Origin of the sequence: Oceanicola sp. S124 (assembly GCF_000220565.1) — a bacterium.
GTDB lineage: Bacteria > Pseudomonadota > Alphaproteobacteria > Rhodobacterales > Rhodobacteraceae > Pseudooceanicola.
This window is the reverse complement of the sequence record NZ_AFPM01000228.1, coordinates 1-24,087: the sequence shown is the minus strand read 5'-3', so window position 1 is coordinate 24,087 and position 24,087 is coordinate 1. Positions and strand designations below refer to the sequence as shown.

The window sequence follows — 24,087 nt, the reverse complement described above, 5'->3', positions numbered from 1 at the left end:
GCTGGTCTCGGCCATCGCCGTGCCGGTGATGATCGGCGACCGCGCCGTCGCGGCGGTCAACCTGTCCTGGGTGGCCAGCGCCCAGGGCGAGGCCGACTTCGCCGCCGCCCACCTCGAAGCCCTGCAACAGGTCGCCCAGGAGATCGCCCTGGCACATGGCTGAGGCCGGCGCCCAAGCCGGGCGCCTCTGGGATGAGGGGGGGGGTCAGCGCGCGCCGCGGGCCTGCAGCTCGCGCCAGCGCCGCGGCGGCAGGCCGGTCCGGCGGCGGAAGGCCGAGGTGAAATTGCTGACGCTGGAATAGCCGAGATCGGCGGCGATCGTCTTGATTGCCTGCCCCTCCAGCAGCGCATCCTGTGCCCGCACCAGGCGCAGCTGCTCGGCCCCCTGCAACAGGCTCTGGCCGTAGACCTCGCGGTAGGCCTGCGCCAGGCGGCGCACCGGCAGGCCCAGCATTGCCGCCAGCGCCGCCGGACCGGGGGGCTGTGCCCCCGCCGCCTCCATCAGCGCCTGGGCCTCATGCGCGGCACGGATCTCTGCGGGGACGGTTCCGGCCAGCGCCCCCTCTTCCGCCTGCACCTCCAGCTGGTGCGACAACACCAGCAGCGCAGCGCTTTCGACCAGCCGGTCTCGCAGCGGACGGGTGTTCGCCAGGGCCGCCTTGAGGGTCTGCAACAGGTAGTCCGGCAGGGCCACTGGCTGATGGAAACTGCCGCGCCCGGCATTGTCCAGCATGGCGCGGATCGCCGGAGGCACATCCTTCCCGAACCAGCGTTCCACCGCGTCCAAGGAGGCCTCGACGCCGAAGCCCCGGTTCTCGGAGGCATGGAAGCGGAAATGCATCAGCGGCGCACCGGGGCTGATCAGCCCGGCCCGCGCCCCGGTGACACGGGTGCCGCAGGTCATCTCGGCCTCGAAGCCTCCGGCCAGCGGAATCTGGGTGAAGACGTAGTCGGTGCCCCGGCTGCCCCCGACCTCAAGTTCGCGCCCCGATCCCGGGGCATGGAAATGCGACAGGCTCCAGCAGAGGCCGCCGTGATCGTCGGGATCGGTCTGCGAGAAGGCCATGTCGATATCGCCCTGACGCAGCGTGGCCTGGCCGTTGTCGCCGATATAGAGCCCGCGCGGCAGCGGCGTTGCGGCATCTTGCTGCCGGTCCGGGGGGCTGTCCTCCATCCGTCTGAGCGTCCTTGTTAGCGCGACTGACCTTCTCGATATCCCGGGAAACTATGTCCGGGTTGCGTTCCCGGGCAAGGGATTGACCATTGCGGACAGGGACTTGACGGAAAAGTGGCGCAGAGGTGCATCAGGTTTCCCCCGCCCTGCCCGGTTTCACTGCCCCTGCGGCTTGGCGCCACCACCGGCAAGGCCCGAGGGTGACGCCATGCCCGAGTACGGCGCAGAAGGTGGCGGTCAGACCGAAGCGCAGCGTGCGTCCCGGCGAGGGCATCAGCTCCAGCGCCGGCTGTCCATGCAGCACTCGTCCGTCAGGTCATCGATGGCCAGATCGACGCTTATCCGGTTGTTCACCTCGTAAGAGCCGAAGACCTCAACCAAGGTGCAGGGTTCCCAGTTGATCATCGTGGTACAGCCGCCGGTGGCGATAGTGGCCGTGGTGTCGGCGCAGTCGCCGATGAAGCTGATGCGCGCGCCCAGTTCCAGACGCGGCAACCGGCACCGATCGCGCAGGAAAGCCTGCTGCAATGGCCTGACTGGGGGTCTGGTCACGTCGGGTCTCCAGGTCTTCGGCCGTCTGGGACCGGTCGGTTGAACGGGACCTGGCGAAGCCGCGACCCGCCTGGGGCGGACCGGAACGCTGGGGATGTGCGGGGGCTCGATGCAGTTACCCAAGGGGTCACGCCGGTCCGCCCCTGTTGCCGCCTTGCACGCCCTGCGCCCGGCTTTTCGGCCACGCCCCGGAACGGGCTGGCCTTTGCCACAGCCCCTTTCCTAGGCTTCACGACAGCCAGAACCATCCAGCCCTTTTCAGCAAACGCATTTCCTCGGGAGCTTCCCTTGCCCCAGATCGGCATCGACCTCGGAACCACCAATTCGCTCATCGCCGTCCACGAGGAAGGCGGGCCGCGCCTGCTGCCCAATGCGCTCGGAGAGGTGATGACCCCCTCTGTCGTCGGACTGGCCGACGATGGCGAGACCCTGCTGGTCGGACGCGCGGCCCGGATGCGGCTGGTGCGGCACCCAGGGCTGACCGCCGCGCGCTTCAAGCGCTTCATGGGCACCGGGCGCAGACTGCGCCTTGGCCGGCGCAGCTACGGCGCGACAGAGCTCTCGGCCATGGTGCTGCGCCAGCTCAAGGCCGATGCCGAGGCCGCCCTGGGCGAGCCGGTGACAGAGGCGGTGATCTCGGTGCCGGCCTATTTCAACGGCGTGCAGCGCCAGGCCACCAAGGACGCCGCCGAGCTGGCGGAGCTGAAGGTGCTGCGGCTGATCAACGAACCCACCGCCGCCGCGCTGGCCGTCGGCGTGCAGGAACGCGAGAGCGAAAGCACCTTCGCCGTGCTCGACTTGGGCGGCGGCACCTTCGATGTCTCGATCCTCGAGATGTTCGAGGGGGTGATCGAGGTCCGCGCCAGCTCGGGCGATGCCAACCTTGGCGGCGAGGACTTCAGCGAACGCATCGCCGCCGACCTCGCGGGCGGGGCCGGGCTGGACTGGCCGCGCCGCGACCCCGCCGAGCAGGAGGCGCTGCTGGCCGTCGCCGAAGAGCTCAAGCGCGCGCTGCGTCCCGGTCAGCCCGCACGGGCCCGGCTGGCCCTTGGCGGGCGCGAGCTGGAGGTCTCGATGACCGCCGAGCGGCTGGAAGAGATCGCCTCGGGGCTGCTGGCGCGCCTGCGCCGTCCCATCGACATCTGCCTCAACGACAGCGGCACCGAGGTCGAGGACGTCGACCGGGTGATCCTGGTCGGCGGGGCGACGCGGATGCCGATGATGCAGCATCTGGCCAGCCGGATCTTCCGCCAGTTGCCCGACCGCAGTACCGACCCCGATCATGCCATCGCCCTGGGGGCGGCGGTGCAGGCCGGCCTGGCAGCGCGCGACGCCGCGCTGGACGACCTGGTGATGACCGACGTGGCGCCCTTCTCGATGGGCATCGCCAGTGCCTCGATGATGAACGGGCGCTATTTCACCAACCGCTTCTCACCGATCCTCGAACGCAACACCATCCTGCCGGCCAGCCGCAGCCAGGTCTTCTCGACCATCCAGGACAACCAGCGCCTGATCGAGGTGAAGATCTACCAGGGCGAATCCGCCATCGCCTCCGAGAACATCCTGCTGGGAGAGCTCGAGGTGGATGTGCCTCCTGCGCCGGCCGGCATGCAGTCCATCGAGGTGCGCTTCACCTATGATGTCAGCGGCCTGCTGGCGGTGGACGTGACGATCCTGGCGACCGGCAGGAGGATCGGCAATGTCATCGACAATCTCGCCTCGGCGATGTCCCGGCCGAGAAGGCCGCGCGACTGAAGGCGCTCGAAAAGCTGAAGGTCGGCCCCTACGACCAGGCCGAGAACCAGGCGCTGATCGAGACGCTGAAGCATCTCTACGAGATGCTTCTTGGCCCGGACCGCGAGGTGGTGCTGACCCTGCTGGGCGAATTCGAAAGCGCGCTGGTCGGGCAGGATCCGCGCAGCATCGCCGCCGAGCGCGCACGCATCTCCGAGATTGCCAGGCGGATCGAGGCCGGCCTTGTCCACTGACGCGCCGAAATGGCCCTGGAGCGAGCTGGGCCTTGGCCCGGACGAACGCGATGCCCGCAGCATCCGGCGGGCCTATGCCGCCCGGCTGAAGGCCCTGCCCGAAGGCGACGTGGCCGCCTTCGAGACCCTGCGCAATACCTACGAGGTGGCCCTGCGCCGTGCGGGGGCGGGCCGCAAACAGCGCCGTGTCGTCCCCGAGGCGCTGAGCTCCGCCCGCCCCCCGGACGCCGATCACCACCCGGACCCCGCTGCCGCAGGGGAACGGCCAGAGCGCGCGGCCCCCGCCAGTCCGCCTGAACCGCCTGCCGCGCCCAGGCCAGAGCCGGAGCCAGCGCCAGAGCCAGAGCCCACCCCGAAGCCGGAACCGGACCCTGATCAGGCCATCCTCGCCCAGGCGAGGACCCTGCTTCGCAACGAGAGTTTCGAAAGCGGGCTCTGGGACCGCATCCTGCGACAGATCCCGATGATGCAGCGCCCGGCGGCACGGCAGCTCGAAGGGATGGTGCTGGCCACCATCAGCCGCAGCGGGCCCGAAAAGGGCGCAACGCCCCCCGCCGGATGGGTCCGGCAGATGGATCAGCATTTCGGCTGGCGGGCCGATGCGGTCGGCTTTGCCCGCCGCTTTCCGCAGTTTCACGGCGCCATGGAACAGATCCTCGGCCCCGCCATCCGCGCCGGGGACATCGGGCAGGCCGACGACGACACGGGCTATTTCGCCCGGCTGATCCGCCAGCTGATACCCTATATCGGGCTGGTCGTGCTGGTCTTCGCCCCGACCGCGATCCTGCAGACCCTCGGCCTTGACGGTCCGGCAGAGCTTTACAGCGGCGCCGCCCTCTTCAGTATCTTCTTCGTCGGTGCCGGATGGTGGCTGGGCCAGCTCTTCCTGGCGCCGGTGCTGGTGCTCCTGAGCTGGAGCAGCCCGGTCCTGCGCCGGGTCGTGAGGCGGGCGCGCGGCGTGATGTCCCGCCCCCTTGGCCGGCAACCCCTGCTGCGCCTGAAGCACCTGGTGTTCTTGGCCTGCCTGCTTGTGCTGGGCGGCCTTCGCCTGGCGCAGGACAGCCTGGACACCGGCCAGCCCAGACTGTCGCGCCCCGCGCTTTGGCAGGTGGCCGGGACCACCCTCATCGGCTTGCCCGCAGCCACCGCGCCGCGCATCACCCCGGATCCGCTGAACAGCCTGCCCCGCTTCCTGCATTTCGACGCCGCCGCCCCGGCAAGAGAGCCGAGCATGCTTGTCACCTGCCATCACATGGTTCAGTTCCAGGTGCGCAGCTGCTCCCTGACGGCGGCCGCACCGGGCAACCTGCTGCGCGTGATCGAGATCACGGCGCCGCATCCTGCCAGGGGCCTCATGCGCCAGGTGATGGAGATGCCGCGCCTTCAGCTTCGAAAGATCGCCACGGGGGAGGAAACGGTGCTGTCGGACTGGCAGCCCCTGACCGCTGTCGATCTCCTGCCCCGGCGCGTGCAGCTGTTCCTGCACAGCGGGGCGCCCAGCCTCTACGGCGCGACCGAGGTCAGCGGACTGTCCAGCCCGCCAGAGGACAGCGACATCCGGCTGAGCGTCGCCTGGCCCGACACCGCCGCGATGCTGTCCGGGCTGACGCGGCTGTGCATGGACAAGCTGGACGCCGAAGCGGTGCCGTTGGAGGTCCGCCAGGCACGGTGCCCCGTGACCCCGGGCGACATCGGACGGCAGGCGCAGCGGTTCTGCGATCCGGGCGAGACCCAGCAGGTCTGCCTGGGCAAGGCGCTGCGAAACGACCTGCTGACGGCCACCGATGCCCCCCTGCCCGCCGTCGAGATCCGCTTCGACGACCCGGACCTGGCCCTGATGCGCCGCCTGATGTGGAACATGGCCGCGCCGCACCAGGCCGTTCCCCTGCCCCGCACGCCCCGCGTGCAGGCGCTGCGGGACCGGGTGCTGATGGACTACGCGGTGCTGCTGGATCATCCGATGGCGGCGCAGGACCGGATGAGCCGCATGGCGCTGGACGCCGCGCTGCGACGTCAGCCGCACCTCTTCGGCGCCTACCGCACCAGCCTCAAGCGCCGCTCCGAGGTCTGGGACAGTCTGCTGAGCACCCTCGCCGAGGCCGGCTTCGACGTCTCCGACGTGGCGCCCCTGAACGGACCGGCGCGCTAGGCCAAGCAGCTCCGGATCGCCTGCCCCCGACCCGGAACCGGCTGGTGGTCCGGCTGCCGTTCAAGAAGACCTGCATGCTGTCGGGCGGGCGGTGTCCAGCAGGCTGGCCGCCGCATTGACGAAGCTCTGGCAGATTCGGCCTGGCTCTTCCTCGGTTAGGATAAAGTCGAAGACGATGTACTCCTCGATCTGCCGGTCGAAGGCCGCCAAGGTGAGGCGGAAGCTGTCCTGGGCGCCCAGCAGGTCATCGAAGCTCAGATTGGGACCGGCCTCGATGGTGCGGGCCGTCTCGGGGCGCAGGTCGTGCTTCGGCGCATAGGCCCGGCCGATGAAATCGCCCGGAGGCGCGCCCCTGATGAGGGCCTCGCCGCCTGCACTGCGGGAAACGGCCGTGCAGAGGCTCCGCCCCGAGGGCTTGGCAAGGCGCGGGAAACCTCGGCCGCGTGGCGATTGGCTGTCAATCGCACCCCGCCGGGAACGGGACGCCACGCCCCCTGCCGCGCCGGTCCGGAAAAAAATCTTTCGCCCCCTGCATCCAAACCGCCCCGCGCCGGAGTCATGGGATGTACCGAGGCTGCGGACCCCTCCGCCGCCCGTTCACAGTGAGGAGACGACCCATGCTGAAGACGACCACCCCCGCGACCCTCGCCCTGCTCGCCCTGACCGCAACCGGCGCCCAGGCCGACGATCACGGCCTGAAGGCCATCGCCCTGTCCGGCGACCGGATGCTGCACATGATCGACGCGGCCACCGCTTCGGTCGGCGACAGCATGGAGGTCTCTGGTGTCGAGCGCCTTCTGGGCATCGACCTGCGGCCCTCGAACGGCCAGCTGATCGGCGTGACCGATACCTTCGACATCGTCGAGATCGACCCGATGACCGGCGAAGCCACAAAGATCTCGACCATGGACACCGAGCTGCCCGTCATGGGCGATGCGCCGGTGATCGTCGACTTCAACCCGATGGCGGACAAGCTGCGTTTCATGTCGGGCACCACCAACCACCGCGTCGACATCGAGAGCGGTGCGGTGACCGTCGACGGTTCGCTGGCCTTCGAGGACAGTGACATGCATGCCGGCGAGGCCCCCGCCATCGTCGCCGCCGCCTATATCAACAGCTACGGCAAGCCCGAGGCCACGGCGATGTATGACATCGACGCCACCATCGTGGCGCTGATCCGCCAGACCTCGCCCAATGACGGCACGTTGGCGGCCGTCGGCAAGCTGGGCATCGAGGGCTCTGACAGCTATGCCTTCGACATTGCCACCGATGCCGAGGGCACCAATACCGCCTGGCTGGTGGCCGCCGGGCAACTGCACACCGTCTCGCTGGACAGCGGCGCGATCACCGAGAGCTGGGACATCGAAGGCGCGGGCGACAACGTGATCCGCGACATCACCTTCCTGACCGCCGGAATGTGACCCTGACGACCCCCGGGGCCAGCGTGACCATCGCGTCACGCCGGCCTCACCCGGGCGGGGCGGGTTTGACAGCGGGGCGCCCTGTCTCTAGCCATTTGTCCAAGGGGACCTGCGGATCGCATCCCCACGGGGGAGGGTTCAAGATCGAGACGGACCACGCCGCGCTGATCCGGGCCTGCGCCTCTGGCGACCGGAGCGCGTTGAAGACGCTGATGGAGGCCGAGGGCGGCCGGATGCTGGGCGTCGCCCGCAGGATGCTGCGGCGTGCCGATCTTGCCGAGGATGCGGTGCAGGACGCCCTGGTGTTGGCCTGGCGCCGCGCGGCCCAGTTCGACCCTTCCCGCGGCAGCGCGAAGGGCTGGCTCTATACCATCCTGCGCAATCGGTGCCTGACCATGCTGCGGCAGGAAGACCGCGAGGTCTCCTCCGGCGCGAGCGAGGTCGACGACACCCCGGCGGCGCAGGTCCTGGCCAGCGCCCATGGCAGCCTCGAGACCTCGACCGGGTTGCGACAGTGCCTCGACCGCCTGGATGGCGCGACCCGCGAGGCGATCCTGTCCTCTTACGTTCTTGGGCACAGTCATGGCGAAATCGCCGGTCAGACCGGAACGCCGCTTGGCACGGTTAAGGCCAGGATGCGGCGCGGGCTGCTGAAATTGAGGGAGTGTCTGTCATGACGGAGCGTTCTCTTGACGACCTGCTGGACGAGATCGCCCTGGGGCTGGCCTCGGCCGAGGACCAATCCCGGATCGAGGCCATGGCGGCGCAGGACGCCGCGCTTGCGGCGCGGCTTGACCGGGCCCGGCAGCGCTTTGCCCCGCTGGACGACACCGCCCCCGTGCTGCCGCTGCCGCAGGGCTTCTGGCAGGGCATCGCCGCGCGCCTCGACGGCGCCACGGATCTCGCGACCACGGGGTCAGGCGAAACCGCCCCCGCGTCGGGCATGGTCGTCGACCTGGCCCGGGTGAAAAGCCGGCTGGGCCGCTGGCGCGGCACGGCCCTTGGCGCCATTGCAGCCAGCCTCTTGCTGGCCTGCGTCACTGGCTGGACCTTGCTGAGCCCGCCGGCCCCCCTCGTGATCGCGGTGTTGATGGATGCCGAGGGCGAGGCCTTCGCCCTGATCGAAAGCGGTGCCGACAACACGACCCGCGTCACCCTGCTGGAGCCCGCCGATGTGCCTGCCGGACAGGTCATGCAGGTCTGGACCAAGCCGGACGAGGCCGGGCCGCCGGTTTCCCTGGGCCTGCTGGTCGAAGGCAGTTCGCGCACGCTGAGCATCTCGGGCCTGCCCGCCCCCGGCGCGCGCCAGCTCTACGAGATCACTGCCGAACCCGCCGGCGGCTCGCCCACCAATCTGCCCACCGGGCCGATCCTGGGGGTCGGACTGGCAAAGGAGCCCGTGCTCTGAACGCCCGGGGCCGCGACCTGCGGGCCTGTCGCCCGACAGTCTCAGGTCGCGGCCCCGGACCGGCACAGCCCCATCTGCCCATGTTTTCGGCAAATTCCCCCGGTTTCAGCCCCGTTTCCGGTGCCCGAACCGGCGGCCTTCGGAAGAATATTGACTTGTTGGTAAAAAATTACGTTCCTAAGTCATAAAAACAAGGGGAAGTGCCATGCCAATCTCGCTCGCTACCAGCTTTACCAGTCTCGATTTCGTCAATCCCTTCGTGCTGGCCTCGGCGCCGCCGACGGAAAGCAAACGCAAGATCCTGAAGGCCTTCGAGGCCGGATGGGGCGGCGTGGTCACCAAGACCATCGGCCTGCACCCGGTCGAGAACGTCGCCGGGCCGAAGACGATCTACCAGCGCGCCAGCGAGGAAAAGCCCTATGTCTCGCGCACCAAGCGGCCCGATACGGTCTCGCATTCCTCCTGGAACTGGGAGCTGATCTCGGACCAGCCGCTTGAGCTGTGGCTGCCCGACCTGGAAGAGATCAAGAGCACCTACCCCGACCGGATGCTGATCGGCTCGATCATGGCCGGCGCGGGCGGCGCGGAAGAGATGGCCAACTGGCAGAAGCTGGCGCGGGCCTGCGTGGATGCGGGCTGTGATGCGCTGGAGCTGAACATGTCCTGCCCCCACATGGACCGCAAGGACATGGGCGCCCACATCGCCAATGACGAGGACATCATCCGCGGGATCCTCAAGGCCGTGACCGAAGCCGTCGACGTGCCGATCTGGGTCAAGCTGACGCCGGCCACCTCGACGCTTGTCGATGCCGCGGGCGCAGCCTATGCGGCGGGCGCCTCGGCCATTTCGCTGTGCAACACCTTCCCGTCCCTGCCCCTGATGGACCCCGAGACGATGAAGTTCGAGGTCGAGGTCGACGGCTATGTCACCTCGGGCGGCCAGGGCGGGCTGGCAATCCTGAACCAGGCCCTGCAGCGGGTCTCGGACATCTCGCGAGCCTATCCAGACCAGGCGATTTCGGGCATCGGCGGCATCAAGGGCTTCCACGAGGCCTTCAACTTCATCGTGCATGGCGCCGGCAACCTGCAGGTCTGCACCGCCGCGATGGAGGAGAAGGGCAGCGGTGGCGTCGGCGTGAAGCTGATCCAGGAGCTGTGCAGCGATCTCGGTGCCTATCTCGAGCGCAAGGGCATGTCCTCGATCGAGGATTTCCGCGGCATCGCCCGGGAGCGGATCGTCGAGCACTCCAAGATCCGCCGCAAGAGCGACGCCTACAACGGCGGCTACCAGGCCGAAGCCCCGGTCGACCAGACGGCCGTCTGAGGCCCTACCTCGCGCAGCCCCGCCAGCCGGGGCTGCCCGCGACGGTGGCAGCCATCCCCGGCCCCGCACCGGCGTCGGCCCTGCCCGCGACGGCAGATCCCGCTGCTGCATGGCCCCCCGAAGCCGCGCCGAACTGGCACTGCCCGTCCCTGAAACGCGAAAAGCCCCGGCATTAACCGGGGCTCTTCACTAGATAAGATGGTGGGTGATAAGGGATTTGAACCCCTGACATCTTCGATGTGAACGAAGCGCTCTACCACTGAGCTAATCACCCGCCGTGGCGCGTTCTCTAACGCCCCTCGCCGTCCTCTGCAAGGGTCTCTTTTGCAGAAATTTCGCCGGCCTCATCAGAGGCCCTGTCCAGCTCTTCGAGCGCCGGGCCGCTCTGGCGGATACGGGTCACCAGCAGCTTGCCATTCGGCAGGTCCTTCGTGCGGGTGACACGCAGCTTGCCCAGCGGGTGCAACGACAGTTCGCGCCCCTCTCCGAGCGCCTCTCCGAGCACCGTCAGCATCGCCTCCACCACCGGCTTGGCGTCCTTCTTCTTCACCCCCGAGCGCGCGACGACGCTTTCGACAAGCTCTTTCTTCTTCAACTCGGACAGGCCCCGCACGGCCTGGGAACCTGGCGCCTGCCCCTCCGCGACATCCTCTCCGCTCTCGGGCTGCTCGGCGTGCAAGGGGCCCGCCGACGTCGTCTTGCCACCGCGCCGGGCCGCAGGTCCGCTTGCCGATTGCTCTTCGGTCAAGGGCCCCGCGGTACGGGCGGCCTTCACGGCGGCATCCGCAGCACGGCTGGCGGCGCGCTTCTGAGGGGAGGTCTTGCTGGTCTTCTTCTCGGACATGATCGTTCCTTTCGCTGCGCTCCCGGTCTTCGGAAAATCGGCTATCAGCCTGCAGATCTTCAGCCTAGGGCGGAAACGCCCCCTGACCAGTGCCGCGCCCGGCCTGAGGGGTAGAAACGCGAAAGGCCGCGCCCGGACACCGGGCGCGGCCTTCGATTGCCTGCAAACAGGGCACAGCCCCGATCAGTGTGCGACCGTCTGGCGGGTGCTTTCCTCGGCAGCCTTGGCCCGGGCGGCGGCGGCGGCCTCTTCGGCCTCCTCGTCCCACTCGATGGCCTCGGGCTGACGGATCAGCGCCTGTTCCAGCACCTCACGGACGTGGGTGACGGGGATGATCTTCAGACCTTCCTTCACGTTGTCCGGGATATCGGCCAGATCCTTCTCGTTCTCCTCGGGGATGAAGACGGTCTTGATGCCACCGCGCAGCGCGGCCAGCAGCTTTTCCTTCAGCCCCCCGATGGGCATGGCGTTGCCGCGCAGCGAGACCTCGCCGGTCATGGCAATGTCCTTGCGGACGGGGATCTGCGTCAGCACCGAGACGATGGAGGTCACCATGGCCAGACCGGCCGAGGGGCCGTCCTTCGGCGTGGCGCCATCGGGCACGTGGACGTGGATATCCCAGTGGTCGAAGCGCGGCGGCTTGACGCCGATCTCGGGCGCGATGGAGCGGACGTAGGACGATGCGGCGTCGATCGACTCCTTCATCACGTCGCCCAGCTTGCCGGTGGTCTTCATCCGGCCCTTGCCCGGCAGGCGCAGCGCCTCGATCTGCAAAAGATCCCCGCCGACCGAGGTCCAGGCCAGCCCGGTGACGACACCGATCTGGTCCTCCTTCTCGGCCAGGCCGTACCGGAACTTCTTCACGCCGAGGTAATCATCCAGGTTGTCCTCGGTGATCACCACCTTCTTCAGCTCGCCCTTGACGATCTGGGTAACGGCCTTGCGCGCCAGCTTGGCCACCTCACGCTTGAGGTTCCGCACCCCGGCTTCACGCGTGTAACGCTGGATCATCTCGGTCAGGGCGCCGTCGGTCACCTCGAATTCCGAGGGCTTCAACCCGTGGTTCTTGACTTCCTGATCCACCAGGTGCTGCCGCGCGATCTCGCGCTTCTCGTCCTCGGTGTAACCAGCCAGCGAGATGATCTCCATCCGGTCCAGAAGCGGGCCCGGCATGTTGTAGGAGTTCGCCGTGGTCAGGAACATCACGTTGGACAGGTCGTATTCCACCTCGAGGTAGTGATCCACGAAGGTGCCGTTCTGTTCCGGGTCGAGCACTTCCAGCATCGCCGAGGAAGGATCGCCACGGAAGTCCTGACCCATCTTGTCGATCTCGTCGAGCAGGATCAGCGGGTTCGTGGTCTTGGCCTTCTTCAGCGCCTGGATAATCTTGCCGGGCATCGAGCCGATGTAGGTCCGGCGGTGGCCGCGGATCTCGCTCTCATCGCGCACGCCGCCAAGCGAGATGCGGATGAACTCGCGCCCCGTGGCCTTGGCGACCGATTTGCCCAGGGAGGTCTTGCCGACGCCCGGAGGGCCGACGAGGCAGAGGATCGGCCCCTTCAGCTTCTTCGAACGCTGCTGCACGGCGAGATACTCGACGATGCGTTCCTTGACCTTCTCGAGACCGTAGTGGTCCTTGTCCAGCGTGCTTTCGGCCAGCGCGAGGTCCTTCTTGACGCGCGACTTCACGCCCCACGGGATGGACAGCATCCAGTCGAGGTAGTTGCGCACCACGGTGGCTTCGGCCGACATCGGCGACATCGACTTCAGCTTCTTGATCTCGGCTTCGGCCTTTTCGCGGGCTTCCTTCGAAAGCTTGGTCTCGGCAATGCGCGCTTCCAGCTCGGCGATCTCGCCCTCGCCGTCCTCGCCATCGCCCAGTTCCTTCTGAATGGCCTTCATCTGCTCATTCAGGTAGTACTCGCGCTGCGTCCGCTCCATCTGGGATTTGACGCGAGTCTTGATCTTCTTCTCGACCTGCAGCACGGACATTTCGCCCTGCATCAGCCCATAGACCTTTTCCAGGCGCTCGCTGATGCTCAGCGTCTCAAGAAGCTCCTGCTTCTGCTCGACGTCGATACCGAGGTGACCGGCCACCAGGTCGGCCAGGCGCGAGGGCTCATGGCTGTCGGCCACGGCGGTCAGCGCCTCTTCGGGGATGTTCTTCTTGACCTTGGCATAGCGCTCGAATTCCTGCGCGACAGTGCGCAGCAGGGCTTCGGTGGTCTCCGCGTCGCCGGGGACTTCTTCCAGCAGCTCGGCACGGGCCTCGAAGTACTCGTCGTTTTCCAGGTATTCGGCGACCCGCACGCGCACCGAGCCCTCGACCAGCACCTTCACGGTGCCATCGGGCAGCTTCAGCAGTTGCAGGACATTGGCCAGCACGCCGGTGCCATGGATGCCGTCGGGGGTCGGATCGTCTTCGGCAGGGTCCTTCTGGCTGGCCAGCAGGATTTGCTTGTTCTCCGTCATCACCTCTTCCAGCGCCCGCACGGATTTCTCACGGCCGACGAAAAGCGGCACGATCATGTGCGGGAAGACCGCGATATCGCGCAGGGGCAGCACGGCATAGGAGGGGTTGAGAGGCTCTTGCATGCTCTTTCCTTGATCTTGGGCAGATCGCGCAGGCCCCGCTCGGCGGCAACCATGGCTATCTCCGGTTTACAGTCTGTTAATCTGGGCCCGGCGGGGCCGATCTTCAACTGTGTTCCCGCCATCCTGCCCGGTGCGACAGGTGGCAGCAAGCGGGATATAAGGGGTTTTAGGCGAAAAACCACTGCGCCTGCGGCAGGCGGGCCCGGGGGGCCTGCCCCCCCTGCGGCCTGCGGCCCTGCCCGTCCCCGGGCATATTTGTCGCCAAGTTGAAAGAGTTACCGCACCCCAACCGTCAACCGGACGGCACCCGCCCCCCTGGGCGTGCGCGACAGGGGCCGCAGCGGACAGGCCTGCCTGCAGGCGCCCGCCCTACCCCGTGAGGGGCCATAGTCCTCGCGGGGACTGGTCAAGCCAGCGGCAGAAGACTAAGAGCCACGGCCATGAGCACGCGTTTCTCCTTCTCTCTCGCCGCCACCGATGGCAAGGCGCGCACCGGCACCATCTCGACCCCCCGGGGCGAGATCCGCACCCCCGCCTTCATGCCCGTGGGCACGGCGGCCACCGTCAAGGCGATGATGCCCGAAAGCGTCGCCGCCACCGGCGCCGACATCCTGCTGGGCAATACCTATCACCTGATGCTGCGCCCGACCGCGGAACGGGTGGCGCGCCTAGGTGGCCTTCACAAGTTCATGAACTGGGACAAGCCGATCCTGACGGACAGCGGCGGCTTCCAGGTGATGTCCCTCGCCGAACTGCGCAAGCTGACCGAAGAGGGCGTCTCGTTCCGCAGCCATGTCGATGGCTCAAAGCACATGCTGACTCCGGAACGCTCGATGGAGATCCAGAAGCTGCTCGGCTCGGATATCGTCATGTGCTTCGACGAATGTCCTGCCCTGCCCGCCGATCATGACCGCATCGCGCAATCCATGCGGCTGTCGATGAGATGGGCGCAGCGGAGCCGCGATGCCTTCGGCGACCGCCCCGGCCATGCGCTGTTCGGCATCCAGCAGGGCGGCGACGTGGAAGAGCTGCGCGGCGAAAGCGCCGAGGCCCTGAGGGGGATCGAATTCGACGGCTATGCCATCGGCGGCCTTGCCGTCGGCGAGGGGCAGGAGATCATGTTCCAGGTGCTCGACTACGCGCCCGGAATGCTGCCCGTGGACAAGCCGCGCTACCTGATGGGCGTCGGCAAGCCCGACGATATCGTCGGCGCGGTGAAGCGCGGCGTCGACATGATGGACTGCGTGCTGCCCTCGCGCTCTGGCCGCACCGGCCAGGCCTGGACCCGGCGCGGACAGGTCAACGTCAAGAACGCCCGCCACGCCGACGACCCGCGCCCGCTGGACGAGCAGTGCACCTGCCCGACCTGCCGCAACTACTCGCGCGCCTACCTGCATCACGTCTACCGCGCGCAGGAGATGATCTCGGGGATGCTGCTGACCTGGCACAACCTGCATTACTACCAGGACCTGATGGCCGGCATGCGCGCCGCCATCGCCGAACAGCGCTTCGACGCCTGGGAGGCCGGGTTCCACGCCGAACGGGCCCGCGGCGACATCGAACCTCTCTAGCGCGGCCTAGACCTCGCCCCGCCCAATCCCTATATATTTCGTCAGAAACAGACGGAGCCGACATGACCGAGCAATCCGAGCCCCTCGAAGGCACCCCGCTGATCGCGCCCTCTTCCACCGGACACCCGCTCTACGACAACGTCGTCGAGGCCTGCCGCACGGTCTACGATCCGGAAATCCCGGTGAACATCTACGACCTGGGCCTGATCTACACCATCGACATCAGCGACGAGAACGAGGTCAAGGTGGTGATGACCCTGACCGCGCCCGGCTGTCCCGTGGCCGGCGACATGCCCGGCTGGGTCGCCGAGGCGATCGAGCCGCTGGACGGCGTCAAGCAGGTCGATGTCGCCCTGACCTGGGAGCCCCAGTGGGGCATGGACATGATGAGCGACGAAGCCCGGCTGGAGCTTGGCTTCATGTGATCCGGGGCGCTGCGGCGCCCCGTCCCGACCCCGGGCCCGCCCCCGGGAATCACGGCAGGCCCCGCCATATCTGGGGCCTGCAACAGGGAATCCGCAACCTGTAGCGGATAGGACACAGATCTGGTGCGGAAGCTTTCGCGCTTCCCAGATCCGGTGAAACAGGTTAACCTTCCCTAAAAAACACAGGCAGCAATAATAATTAGGGCAAGGTAGAGCAGATGACCTACAACGTCACGATTCTGTCCGGCGACATTGTCGCCGGCAAGGGAACAAATGCGTCCGATCTGGATGAATGTTTCGAAGGCCTCCGTGAGTCGGCCGCACTGATCCAGGGCTGGCAGAGCACGCCGGTGGCCTTCACCCGCCTCGGCGAGACCAGCTGGCAGCTGGCCCTCGGCCCGGCCCGCCCGGGCCTGCGCGAGGCGCTGGCACTGCGCGCAGGGCTGCGTCAGAAGGGCCGCCAGTTCGATACCGCCATCGCCATTGTCTCGGGCAACGGCCATGTGCCGATGGACGGTGACCTGGGCCGCGCCGAGGGGCTGGTCTTCCTGACCTCGCTCGGCATTCTCGACAGCCTCAAGGGTGCCCGCTTCGGCCATGGCGACGGCTCCGAGCTGGCTGCCGTGGCGCGGCTGGTCGACCATGTCTCGGCCCGCTGGACCGCGGCCCAGGCCAAGGCCGTGCTGCCGATGATGGCACCGGATGCGCCGACCCATTCCACCGTTGCCGACAGCCTCGGCATCACCCGCCAGGCCGTCCGCCAGGCCCTGATGGGCGCGGGCTATCCGGCGCTCTCCGAGGCGCTTCTGGAAGTCGAGGGCGCGCCGCAGCCGCAGCGCATCGGCGCCGTGGCCTGAGGGGCACCTTGCACCGACCGATCCGAAGGGGCGCCCATTGCGGCGCCCCTTTCGCGTTTGCGCGTCAGCCAGCCCAACACGCGGCGCAGTCTGCGTCTCAGGGTCAGGGCTTGCAGGTGATAGAACTCTTCTTCCGTCAGGTCCGGGCGGACCATAGGGCGGATCAGCGGCAGCATGGGCACTCCTTTCCTTTTCATCAGTGAAAGAGTATCCTGCCCAAGGCAGCCAATCTGCGGCAGAGATCGCAAGAGGTCTTTCACCGATGAAAGAGATCAGCTGGGACGACCTGCATCTTTTCCTGCGTGTCGCCGAGGCCGGCGGCCTCAGCGGCGCGGCGCGGGCCACCGGGCTCAGCGCCCCCACCCTCGGGCGGCGCATGCTGGGTCTGGAACAGCAGACCGGCCAGACCCTGTTCCACCGCGCCCAGACCGGCTATCGCCTGACCCCGCAGGGTGAAGCGCTGCTGGCCCGGGTGCGCGCCATGCAGGCCGCCGCCGCCCCCGTGGCCGAGCTGCTCTCGGACGAGCTGCCGCTGATCCGCCTTTCGGCCGGCACCGCCACCGCCTTCTTCCTCGCCGACCGCTACGCCGAGATCTTCCGGCCCGGCGATCCCTTCCGGCTGAACTTCATCACCACCGAGGCGACACTGGACATCGCGCATCGCGAAATCGACCTCGGCATCCGCAACCGCCCGCCCGACAGCGGCAACCTCGCCTCGCGCCCGCTCGGGCAGTTGCGCTTCGCCCCCTACCGCTGCCACGCCATGCCGGTCTCGGGCGCGCTGACCTGGGTCGGGATGGACCCCGAGCATGCCCGCCACCCGGCGGCGCACTGGCTGCTGGCGCAAGGTCATTGCATCGCCACCTACGCCAATTCCGTCGCCACCCTGCACGAGCTGGTGCGCGCCGGCGCGGGCATCGGCGTGATGCCCTGCATGGTCGGCGACCGCGACCCCGCGCTGACCCGTGCCGGCCCGATCATCGAGGCGCTGGACGAAACCCAGCACCTCGTCTTCCACGCCGACGACCGCCACCGCCCCGCCCTGCGCACCCTGATCAGCCGCCTCGCGGCGCTCTATGCCGCCAATGCCGACCTGCTGGCCGGGCGCAGCCCGCTGCGCGGGGACACACAGCCGTCATGACGCCCCTGCAGGCCCCCACATCTTGGAATCGCCCGGTTTGGGGACTACATTCCGCTCAAAGGAGTCACCCATGTTCAGCATTCCCGGCAAACAGGCGGTCACCATCACCCCGCGCGCCTCGGCACAGATCGTCAAGCTGATGCAGAAGGACGGCCATCAGGGCCTTCGGATCGGCGTCAAGAAGGGCGGCTGCGCGGGCATGGAATACACCATGGATTACGTCGACAGCGTGGATCCGATGGACGAGGTCGTCGAACAGGACGGCGCCCGGGTGATGATCGCGCCGATGGCGCAGATGTTCCTCTTCGGCACCGAGATCGACTACGAGACCTCGCTGCTGGAATCCGGCTTCAGGTTCAACAATCCCAACGTGACAGAGGCCTGCGGCTGCGGCGAGTCGATCAAGTTCGCCGGCATGTGAGCCGACGGGCAGAGCCATGGCGGTCGATCCCGATTTCCTCGAACACGTACGAGACCTCTTCGCGGGCCTTGGGCCGCTGCGCACGGGCCGGATGTTCTCGGGCGCCGGGCTCTACGTGGACGAGGACGTGATGTTCGCCATGGTCTCGCCCGACGGGCAGGTCTTCCTGAAGTCCGACGAGACCACAGCCCAGGCCTTCCGCGATGCCGGATCCCGGCCCTTTTCCTACAGGCGCGGCGACCGCAGCCAGCAGGTCACCTCCTTCATGACCCTGCCCGAAAGCGCGCTGGATGACCCGGAAGAGGCGCTGCACTGGGCCCGCCTCGCCCTGCCCCCGGCCGAGGCCGCGGCCGCCGAGAAGCGCCGCGCCAAGGCCCGCAAGGCAGCCCGCGCCAGGGGCTGACAGCCGCCCGGGCCAAAAGGCTGTCCACAGGATTTCGCCGATGTGGGCGCTACCAGTCCCTTGACCTCGCCCCGCCAAGGGCAAGAATGCGCAGCAGACGGGCCGGTCCCCCTGGACCGCTGGAACGCCCGGGGCCAAGCCCCCGGAAACCCCGGGAAAACACCCGTCAGAGGGAGAGCGGAATGCGCAGGAAACTTGCCGCGGGCAATTGGAAGATGAACGGCCTGCGGGCCTCGCTGAAGGAATTGGAGAAGCTCAAGACCGAGCATCCGGATCCGGCCTGCGACCTGCTGATCTGCCCCCCCGCCACGCTGCTCGCGCCCGCCGTCGACATGTGCTGGTCGACTCCGATCCAGATCGGCGGTCAGACCTGCCACCACAAGCTGGCCGGGCCGCACACCGGCGACATCTCTGCCGAGATGCTGAAGGACGTGGGCGCCAGCGCGGTGATCCTCGGCCACTCGGAACGGCGCGCCGACCACCGAGAGACTTCCGAAGACGTGCGCATGCTGGCGCAATCGGCGCAGGAGGTCGGGCTGACCACGATCATCTGCGTCGGCGAAAGCCTGTTCCAGCGCGAGGCAACCAATACGCTGGACATCATCGGCGGCCAGCTGTCGCTGTCGATCCCCGATACCTCCAACGGCGAGAACCTGGTGGTGGCCTACGAGCCCGTCTGGGCCATCGGCACCGGCCAGGTGCCGACCACGAACCAGATCGGCGAGGTGCATGACTTCATGCGCGAGCGGCTGGAGGCCCGCTTCGGCTACGGTGTCGGCAAATCGGTGCGCCTGCTCTACGGCGGGTCGGTCAAGGCCACCAACGCCGACGAGATCTTTGCCATCTCCAATGTCGACGGCGCCCTGGTCGGTGGCGCCTCTCTGAAGGCCGCCGATTTCGCGCCGATCATCTCGGCGCTGGAAAAGGCCTGACGGAGAGGCGCCGCCCCCGTCGCCGCAAGGCGACACGCAGAGGGTTGCAGGGGGGCGCTGCCCCCGTCGCTTCGCGAGGCGACACGTAGAGGGTAGCAGGGGGGGGCGCTGCCCCCCGTCGCTTCGCGACTCCCCCCGGAGTATTGTCAGCCTGGTGATGCGCATGAAGGAGGTGCCCGGTAAGGCGCCCTCCTTTTGCCATGGAGGGCGTGCAACGCCCCTGGATCGGACGTCGGTCGCTTCTCCGGAGACTGTCTCCCTTGTTCATCACCAGGCTGAAAATACTCCCGCCGGAGGCGATCCGACGGCGCGAAACGAGAAACGGCGCCCCCTTTCGAGGGCGCCGCAACCACACAACATCTCACCCCTGAAACCTAGTTGACCACGATCTCCGGCCCCATGACCGCATTCGGCAGGAAGGTCGAGATTGCCGGGATGTAGGTCACCATGATCAGGAAGACGAAGAGCACCGCCAGGAAGGGGGCCGCCGCCTTCACCACGCGCATCATCGGCATGCCGGCGACGCCCGAGGTGACGAAGAGGTTGAGGCCCACCGGCGGGGTGATCATGCCGATCTCCATGTTGACCACCATGATGATGCCGAGGTGGATCGGATCCACGCCCAGCTCGATGGCAATGGGGAAGACCAGCGGGGCGACGATGACCAGCAGGCCCGAGGGTTCCATGAACTGGCCGCCGATCAGCAGGATGACGTTGACCACCACCAGGAACATGATCTTGCCGAAGCCCGCCGACAGCATCGCCTCGGCGACCTTCTGGGGGATCTGCTCATCCGTCAGCACGTGCTTGAGGATCAGCGCATTGGCGATGACGAACATAAGCGTGATGGTCAGCTTGCCCGCCTCGAAGAGCGTGTGGCGGGTGTCGCGGTGGAACCAGCCGGTGATCAGCGCGGCCGGCTTCTGCAGCAGGGTCAGGTTGCGCCCCTCGCCTTCGGTCTTCAGCGGACCCATGTCGCGGTAGATGAAGGTCGCGGCGATGAAGGCGTAGACCGAGGCGACGGCGGCGGCTTCGGTCGGCGTGAAGATCGCGCCGGTCACGCCGGGGATGCCGTAGATGCCGACCATGATGATGACGATCAGCATCAGGCCCCAGAAGGCATCCTTGAAGCTGACCCAGACCTCGCCCATGCCGGCGAACTTGCCCTTGGGCATGTTGCGCACCTTGGCCATGATCCAGATCGCGATCATCAGCATGAGGCCCGCCATGATGCCAGGGATCACGCCGCCAAGGAACATCCGGCCCACCGAGACATCGGTGGCGGTGGCATAGACCACCATGACGATGGAGGGCGGGATCAGGATGCCCAGCGTCCCGGCGTTGCAGATCACGCCTGCGGCGAAGTCCTTCGAATAGCCTGCCTGGGTCATCGCGCCAATGACGATGGAGCCGATGGCGACCACGGTCGCAGGCGAAGAGCCCGAGAGCGCGGCGAAGATCATGCAGGCGAAGACACCGGCGATAGCCAGGCCGCCCTGCAGGTGACCGACGCAGGCGATCGAGAAGCGGATGATCCGTTTCGCGACCCCGCCCGTCGACATGAAGGAGGATGCCAGGATGAAGAAGGGGATCGCCAGCAGGGTGAAGTGGCCGACGAAGGCCTGCATCAGCGTCTGGGCGATCGAGGCCAGGGAGGTGTCACTGTAGAACAGCAGGAACAGCACCGAGCTCATGCCCAGCGAGACGGCAATCGGCACGCCGATCAGCATGAAGCCCACGACGAGGCCGAAAAGAATTGCAACAGCCATGGATCAGTTCTCCCCCCGCAGTTCGCGGACTTCGGCGATTTCATCCTCGACCTCGTGGCTGGCCACGATGCGGTCGAGCTCTCCGCGCCAGATGCGCAGCGCGACCTGGACGAAGCGGAACAGCAGCAGTGCCATCGAGACCGGCAGCACGGCATAGGGGATGAAACGGGGCAATTTCTCGTATTCGTCCCCGTCGTTCATCGCGCCTTCGAGGAAGCGCAGCCATTCGGGGATCGGGATGTCATTGACCTCGTACCAGGCTTTCGGTCGGAAGTTTTCCTCGAAGCCCAGCGGGAACCAGCGGCCCTCGGTCTGGGGCAGGTTGGCGAAGTTGGCCCAGTAGTCCCAGGCGCCCTTAAGCAGCAGCAGGGAAAAGGCCAGGCAGACGGCGATGGAGATCAGCGCCAGCACCCGGCGCACCGGCGCGGGGCAGATGTCGACCACCGCGTCGACGCCCAGGTGGGCGTTCTTCTTCACCGCGTAGGAGGCGCCAAGCAGGACCAGCCAGCCGAACAGGAACACCGTGGCCTCCAGAGCCCAGAGGATGTTCGCGTTGAACACGTAGCGCGCCACCACATTGGCGAAGGTGATGAGCGTCATGACGCCCAGAATGACCGAGATGAGGCTCTCCTCGATCCGATCGATGACACTTTCCCCGGGCTGAGGATGCATCTTCGTCCCCTTTTCTGCTTTTGACGCGCGGGCGGGCGCGGAATGGGCCGCCGCGCCGGGTCCGGCGCGGATCAGGAAGGGCGCGAACCTCACGGCCGCGCCCCTCTGCTCCCTCGTGGGAGGGATCAGTACATGGCGTTGATTTTCTGCGCCGCGTCGATGTTTTCCTGGCCGACGTCGTCGGTGAACTGCTCCCAGACGGGCTTCATCGCGGTGACCCACTCTTCGCGCTGCTCTGCGGTCAGCTCGCGGATCACGCCGCCGGCGTCCAGCACACCCTGGCGGGCGGCCATGTCGACTTCCTGGATCGCGGCGTTGCGCTCGGCGGTCACCTCGCCGAGGATGGTCAGGAACTGGTCACGCACGTCATCGTCCAGGCTGTCCAGCCAGTCGACCGAGGCGACGACCATGTAGTCGAGCACGCCGTGGTTGGTCTCGGTGATGCCGTCCTGCACCTCGTAGTACTTCTGGCCGAGGGTGTTGGACCAGGTGTTCTCCTGGCCGTCGACCACGCCCTGCTGCAGCGCGCCATAGACTTCCGAGAAGGCCATCTTCTGCGGCGAGGCGCCGATGGCCTCCATCTGGGCGACCAGCACGTCGGAGGGCTGGACGCGGAACTTCAGGCCCGCGGCGTCGGCGGGGTGCACCAGGGGCTTGTTGGCCGAGAACTGCTTCAGCCCGTTGTGCCAGAAGGCCAGGCCCGCCAGGCCGCGCTTCTCCATCGAGCCCATCATGTCCTGGCCGGCATCCGAGGCCTGGAAGGCATCGACGGCTTCCATGTTCTTGAACATGAAGGGCAGGTCGAAGATGCGGAAGACCTTGGTGAAGGTCTCGAACTTCGACAGCGAGGGGGCGCCCAGCTGGACGTCGCCCTGCAGCATGGCTTCCAGCAGCTTGTCGTCGTCATAGAGGGTCGAGTTCGGGTAGACCTCCATGCAGGCGGCGCCATCCATCTCTTCGTTGACGCGGGTCTTCAGCAGCTCGGCGGCGATGCCCTTGGGGTGCTTGTCGGTGTTGGTGACATGGCTGAACTTGATCACCATCTCGCCGTCATCGCAGCCCATGGTGTCTGCGGATGCGACCGAGGCGGTCACGGCAAGGGCCAGTGCGGTGGCGGCGGTGGACAGGAATTTCATCTGGGTCTCCTCCCGGAAAACTGGTCAGTCGGGGCATCTGGCCCCGCTTCGGAGAAATTCCGCCGGAACGCCGGGAGGCTCAACAAAAAGTCATGCCGCAGGTGCAGCGTGAGAATTTCAGCATTGATTTCAATTTCTTGACCAAGACACCATGCGCAATGCGCATAGCTGCCATGCATCAAATGTGCGAAATCCCGCACGGGCCACCACCGTGACCGTGCGACTTTCCGCACACCCCTGGACCGCCAGAATCGCCCCCTGCCGCCCTCAGCGGAAATCCTCCGGCCGCAAGCCATGCTTGGCCAGCTTGTCGTAGAAAGTCTTGCGAGGCAGCTTCAGCCCCTCGGCAGCGGCGCTGGCGCGGCCCTCGTGGCGGCGCAGGGCGGCGGCCAGCAGGCTCTTCTCGATCTGCGCCATCTGTTCGGCCAGGCCAAGGTCGCTCTGCTCTTCCGCCTCTCCCTGCCCGCCCGACAGCACGAAACGCATCGCCGCGCTCATCAGGGCGCGGGCGTTGCCGGGCCAGTCCCGCGCCATCAGCCCGGCCACCACGTCAGGAGAGACCTCGGGCGCCGCCAGCCCGGCCTGCTCGGCCGCCTGGGCGACATACTGGCGGAACATGACGGGGATGTCCTCGGGCCGCTCGGACAGGGCCGGGATATGCACCCGCATCACGTCGAGCCGGTAGAACAGCTCATGGCTGAAACGCCCCGCCTCCACCGCCTCGTCCAGCCGCGCCGCCGACCCGGCGATCAGACGCGCGCCGGGCTGGCCCTCCAGCCGCTCGGTCAGGGCGAACTGAGTGTCGCCGGGCAGCTGGCCGATCTCGTCGAGATAGAGCGAACCGCCCATCGCCTCCTGGAAGGCCACCTCCAGCGTCGCCACGGCCAGCCCCGCCGAGGCCCGCTTGACGAAAGGCCGCTGCGCCTGGCGCGAACTGAGATGGATGACCTCGGCCACCTTCGAGATCCCCGCCCCCGGCGCGCCGGTGACCAGCACCTCGGCACCGGTGGCCGCGACCTGACGCACCTGGCGACGCAACGCCTGGCTCTGCTCCGAGCGGCCGAAGATCATCCGTGCGGCCGGATCGCCGCTCTCGAGCTGCGCCTTCAGCCGGCGGTTCTCCAGGACCAGGGCGCGGGTCTTCAGGGCGCGCTCCAGCACCGGCAGCAGCTCGGAACTGGCACAGGGTTTCTCGAGAAAGCCGAAGGCGCCGCGCTTCATCGCATCGACGGCCATGGGAATGTCGCCCTCGCCGGTCAGCAGGATCACCGGCAGCTCGGGATCGGTCTTCGAGCGTGTGATCCA

23 protein-coding genes and 1 tRNA gene are annotated in these 24,087 nt (G+C 67.4%); 14 read left to right on the top strand and 10 right to left on the bottom strand.

Annotation, left to right across the window (positions count from 1 at the left end; all coding sequences use genetic code 11):
- Positions 1-205: 205 nt before the first annotated feature.
- Complete coding sequence (locus OS124_RS0115705; RefSeq protein ID WP_010140728.1) at positions 206-1,174, bottom strand: AraC family transcriptional regulator; 969 nt, start codon at positions 1,172-1,174, stop codon at positions 206-208.
- A gap of 273 nt (positions 1,175-1,447) precedes the next feature.
- Positions 1,448-1,726 (bottom strand): hypothetical protein, encoded by a 279-nt coding sequence (locus tag OS124_RS0115700; protein ID WP_138919563.1) that lies wholly within the window; start codon positions 1,724-1,726, stop codon positions 1,448-1,450.
- A gap of 288 nt (positions 1,727-2,014) precedes the next feature.
- Between OS124_RS0115700 and OS124_RS24920 the strand changes: the two genes are divergently transcribed.
- From OS124_RS24920 to OS124_RS0115690, 3 genes are all read left to right on the top strand, one after another.
- A complete protein-coding gene (locus tag OS124_RS24920) occupies positions 2,015-3,481 on the top strand; it encodes an Hsp70 family protein (RefSeq protein ID WP_010140726.1) in 1,467 nt (488 codons plus the stop codon).
- A gap of 83 nt (positions 3,482-3,564) precedes the next feature.
- Positions 3,565-3,714: a hypothetical protein gene (locus tag OS124_RS27805; RefSeq protein ID WP_202799077.1), complete on the top strand. Its 150-nt coding sequence runs from the start codon at positions 3,565-3,567 to the stop codon at positions 3,712-3,714.
- On the top strand, positions 3,704-5,863 hold the full coding sequence (locus OS124_RS0115690) for a hypothetical protein (protein ID WP_010140725.1): 2,160 nt from the start codon (positions 3,704-3,706) through the stop codon (positions 5,861-5,863). The genes OS124_RS27805 and OS124_RS0115690 overlap by 11 nt, the downstream gene beginning before the upstream one ends.
- Before the next feature lie 60 nt (positions 5,864-5,923).
- Here OS124_RS0115690 and OS124_RS0115685 read toward each other — a convergent pair whose 3' ends face one another.
- Positions 5,924-6,352: a TonB-dependent receptor gene (locus OS124_RS0115685; protein WP_010140724.1), complete on the bottom strand. Its 429-nt coding sequence runs from the start codon at positions 6,350-6,352 to the stop codon at positions 5,924-5,926.
- 128 nt (positions 6,353-6,480) lie between these two features.
- Here OS124_RS0115685 and OS124_RS0115680 point away from each other — a divergent pair, with 128 nt between their 5' ends.
- The 4 genes from OS124_RS0115680 (at position 6,481) to OS124_RS0115665 (ending at position 10,016) form a co-directional block, all read left to right on the top strand.
- On the top strand, positions 6,481-7,284 hold the full coding sequence (locus OS124_RS0115680) for a DUF4394 domain-containing protein (protein WP_010140723.1): 804 nt from the start codon (positions 6,481-6,483) through the stop codon (positions 7,282-7,284).
- A 212-nt stretch (positions 7,285-7,496) separates the two neighbouring features.
- Positions 7,497-7,961 carry a sigma-70 family RNA polymerase sigma factor gene (locus tag OS124_RS0115675; protein WP_010140722.1) on the top strand — a complete coding sequence of 155 codons (465 nt, stop codon included), beginning with the start codon at positions 7,497-7,499 and terminating at the stop codon, positions 7,959-7,961.
- On the top strand, positions 7,958-8,692 hold the full coding sequence (locus OS124_RS0115670) for an anti-sigma factor (protein ID WP_010140720.1): 735 nt from the start codon (positions 7,958-7,960) through the stop codon (positions 8,690-8,692). The genes OS124_RS0115675 and OS124_RS0115670 overlap by 4 nt, the downstream gene beginning before the upstream one ends.
- A gap of 205 nt (positions 8,693-8,897) precedes the next feature.
- The gene (locus tag OS124_RS0115665; RefSeq protein WP_010140719.1) at positions 8,898-10,016 is read left to right on the top strand and encodes a tRNA-dihydrouridine synthase; all 1,119 of its coding nucleotides are present in this window, start codon (positions 8,898-8,900) and stop codon (positions 10,014-10,016) included.
- 199 nt (positions 10,017-10,215) lie between these two features.
- On the opposite strand, the gene OS124_RS0115660 is transcribed toward OS124_RS0115665, so the two are convergent.
- The 3 genes from OS124_RS0115660 to lon all read right to left on the bottom strand — a co-directional run bounded on the left by OS124_RS0115660 (position 10,216) and on the right by lon (position 13,455).
- Positions 10,216-10,290 (bottom strand) — tRNA-Val (locus tag OS124_RS0115660).
- 15 nt (positions 10,291-10,305) lie between these two features.
- Positions 10,306-10,860, bottom strand: a complete 555-nt coding sequence (locus tag OS124_RS26630) for an HU family DNA-binding protein (protein ID WP_010140718.1) — start codon at positions 10,858-10,860, stop codon at positions 10,306-10,308.
- A 183-nt stretch (positions 10,861-11,043) separates the two neighbouring features.
- Positions 11,044-13,455, bottom strand: coding sequence for an endopeptidase La (lon, locus tag OS124_RS0115650; RefSeq protein WP_010140717.1), 2,412 nt, complete (start codon positions 13,453-13,455; stop codon positions 11,044-11,046).
- 440 nt (positions 13,456-13,895) lie between these two features.
- Here lon and tgt point away from each other — a divergent pair, with 440 nt between their 5' ends.
- From tgt to tpiA, 7 genes are all read left to right on the top strand, one after another.
- Positions 13,896-15,026 (top strand): tRNA guanosine(34) transglycosylase Tgt, encoded by a 1,131-nt coding sequence (tgt, locus tag OS124_RS0115645; RefSeq protein ID WP_010140716.1) that lies wholly within the window; start codon positions 13,896-13,898, stop codon positions 15,024-15,026.
- A gap of 62 nt (positions 15,027-15,088) precedes the next feature.
- A complete protein-coding gene (locus tag OS124_RS0115640; RefSeq protein WP_010140715.1) occupies positions 15,089-15,451 on the top strand; it encodes an SUF system Fe-S cluster assembly protein in 363 nt (120 codons plus the stop codon).
- 218 nt (positions 15,452-15,669) lie between these two features.
- Positions 15,670-16,308 carry a hypothetical protein gene (locus OS124_RS0115635; RefSeq protein ID WP_010140714.1) on the top strand — a complete coding sequence of 213 codons (639 nt, stop codon included), beginning with the start codon at positions 15,670-15,672 and terminating at the stop codon, positions 16,306-16,308.
- Positions 16,309-16,570: 262 nt separating this feature from the next.
- Entirely contained in the window at positions 16,571-17,449 is an 879-nt protein-coding gene (locus OS124_RS0115630; RefSeq protein ID WP_010140713.1) for a LysR family transcriptional regulator, read from the top strand.
- 70 nt (positions 17,450-17,519) lie between these two features.
- Positions 17,520-17,870 (top strand): HesB/IscA family protein, encoded by a 351-nt coding sequence (locus OS124_RS0115625; RefSeq protein WP_010140712.1) that lies wholly within the window; start codon positions 17,520-17,522, stop codon positions 17,868-17,870.
- A 16-nt stretch (positions 17,871-17,886) separates the two neighbouring features.
- Positions 17,887-18,273, top strand: a complete 387-nt coding sequence (locus tag OS124_RS0115620; protein ID WP_010140711.1) for a TfoX/Sxy family protein — start codon at positions 17,887-17,889, stop codon at positions 18,271-18,273.
- Between the two features lie 182 nt (positions 18,274-18,455).
- On the top strand, positions 18,456-19,205 hold the full coding sequence (gene tpiA, locus OS124_RS0115615) for a triose-phosphate isomerase (RefSeq protein WP_010140710.1): 750 nt from the start codon (positions 18,456-18,458) through the stop codon (positions 19,203-19,205).
- A gap of 374 nt (positions 19,206-19,579) precedes the next feature.
- Here the strand turns inward: tpiA and OS124_RS0115610 are convergent, their stop codons facing one another.
- The 4 genes from OS124_RS0115610 to OS124_RS0115595 form a co-directional block, all read right to left on the bottom strand.
- Positions 19,580-20,974: a TRAP transporter large permease gene (locus OS124_RS0115610; RefSeq protein WP_010140709.1), complete on the bottom strand. Its 1,395-nt coding sequence runs from the start codon at positions 20,972-20,974 to the stop codon at positions 19,580-19,582.
- A gap of 3 nt (positions 20,975-20,977) precedes the next feature.
- Positions 20,978-21,646, bottom strand: a complete 669-nt coding sequence (locus tag OS124_RS0115605) for a TRAP transporter small permease (protein WP_010140707.1) — start codon at positions 21,644-21,646, stop codon at positions 20,978-20,980.
- A 125-nt stretch (positions 21,647-21,771) separates the two neighbouring features.
- On the bottom strand, positions 21,772-22,782 hold the full coding sequence (locus OS124_RS0115600) for a DctP family TRAP transporter solute-binding subunit (protein ID WP_010140706.1): 1,011 nt from the start codon (positions 22,780-22,782) through the stop codon (positions 21,772-21,774).
- Between the two features lie 267 nt (positions 22,783-23,049).
- A partial coding sequence (locus OS124_RS0115595; protein WP_010140705.1) for a sigma-54-dependent transcriptional regulator occupies positions 23,050-24,087 on the bottom strand: 1,038 nt, incomplete at its 5' end.

What these genes read in the sequence shown, in the direction of transcription:
- OS124_RS0115705 (WP_010140728.1), bottom strand. Translation starts at nt 1,174, where the DNA reads ATGGAGGACAGCCCCCCGGACCGGCAGCAAGATGCCGCAACGCCGCTG.
- OS124_RS27805 (WP_202799077.1), top strand. Translation starts at nt 3,565, where the DNA reads ATGCTTCTTGGCCCGGACCGCGAGGTGGTGCTGACCCTGCTGGGCGAA.
- OS124_RS0115680 (WP_010140723.1), top strand. Translation starts at nt 6,481, where the DNA reads ATGCTGAAGACGACCACCCCCGCGACCCTCGCCCTGCTCGCCCTGACC.
- OS124_RS0115675 (WP_010140722.1), top strand. Translation starts at nt 7,497, where the DNA reads ATGGAGGCCGAGGGCGGCCGGATGCTGGGCGTCGCCCGCAGGATGCTG.
- OS124_RS0115670 (WP_010140720.1), top strand. Translation starts at nt 7,958, where the DNA reads ATGACGGAGCGTTCTCTTGACGACCTGCTGGACGAGATCGCCCTGGGG.
- OS124_RS0115665 (WP_010140719.1), top strand. Translation starts at nt 8,898, where the DNA reads ATGCCAATCTCGCTCGCTACCAGCTTTACCAGTCTCGATTTCGTCAAT.
- OS124_RS26630 (WP_010140718.1), bottom strand. Translation starts at nt 10,860, where the DNA reads ATGTCCGAGAAGAAGACCAGCAAGACCTCCCCTCAGAAGCGCGCCGCC.
- lon (WP_010140717.1), bottom strand. Translation starts at nt 13,455, where the DNA reads ATGCAAGAGCCTCTCAACCCCTCCTATGCCGTGCTGCCCCTGCGCGAT.
- tgt (WP_010140716.1), top strand. Translation starts at nt 13,896, where the DNA reads ATGAGCACGCGTTTCTCCTTCTCTCTCGCCGCCACCGATGGCAAGGCG.
- OS124_RS0115640 (WP_010140715.1), top strand. Translation starts at nt 15,089, where the DNA reads ATGACCGAGCAATCCGAGCCCCTCGAAGGCACCCCGCTGATCGCGCCC.
- OS124_RS0115635 (WP_010140714.1), top strand. Translation starts at nt 15,670, where the DNA reads ATGACCTACAACGTCACGATTCTGTCCGGCGACATTGTCGCCGGCAAG.
- OS124_RS0115630 (WP_010140713.1), top strand. Translation starts at nt 16,571, where the DNA reads ATGAAAGAGATCAGCTGGGACGACCTGCATCTTTTCCTGCGTGTCGCC.
- OS124_RS0115625 (WP_010140712.1), top strand. Translation starts at nt 17,520, where the DNA reads ATGTTCAGCATTCCCGGCAAACAGGCGGTCACCATCACCCCGCGCGCC.
- OS124_RS0115620 (WP_010140711.1), top strand. Translation starts at nt 17,887, where the DNA reads ATGGCGGTCGATCCCGATTTCCTCGAACACGTACGAGACCTCTTCGCG.
- tpiA (WP_010140710.1), top strand. Translation starts at nt 18,456, where the DNA reads ATGCGCAGGAAACTTGCCGCGGGCAATTGGAAGATGAACGGCCTGCGG.
- OS124_RS0115610 (WP_010140709.1), bottom strand. Translation starts at nt 20,974, where the DNA reads ATGGCTGTTGCAATTCTTTTCGGCCTCGTCGTGGGCTTCATGCTGATC.
- OS124_RS0115605 (WP_010140707.1), bottom strand. Translation starts at nt 21,646, where the DNA reads ATGCATCCTCAGCCCGGGGAAAGTGTCATCGATCGGATCGAGGAGAGC.
- OS124_RS0115600 (WP_010140706.1), bottom strand. Translation starts at nt 22,782, where the DNA reads ATGAAATTCCTGTCCACCGCCGCCACCGCACTGGCCCTTGCCGTGACC.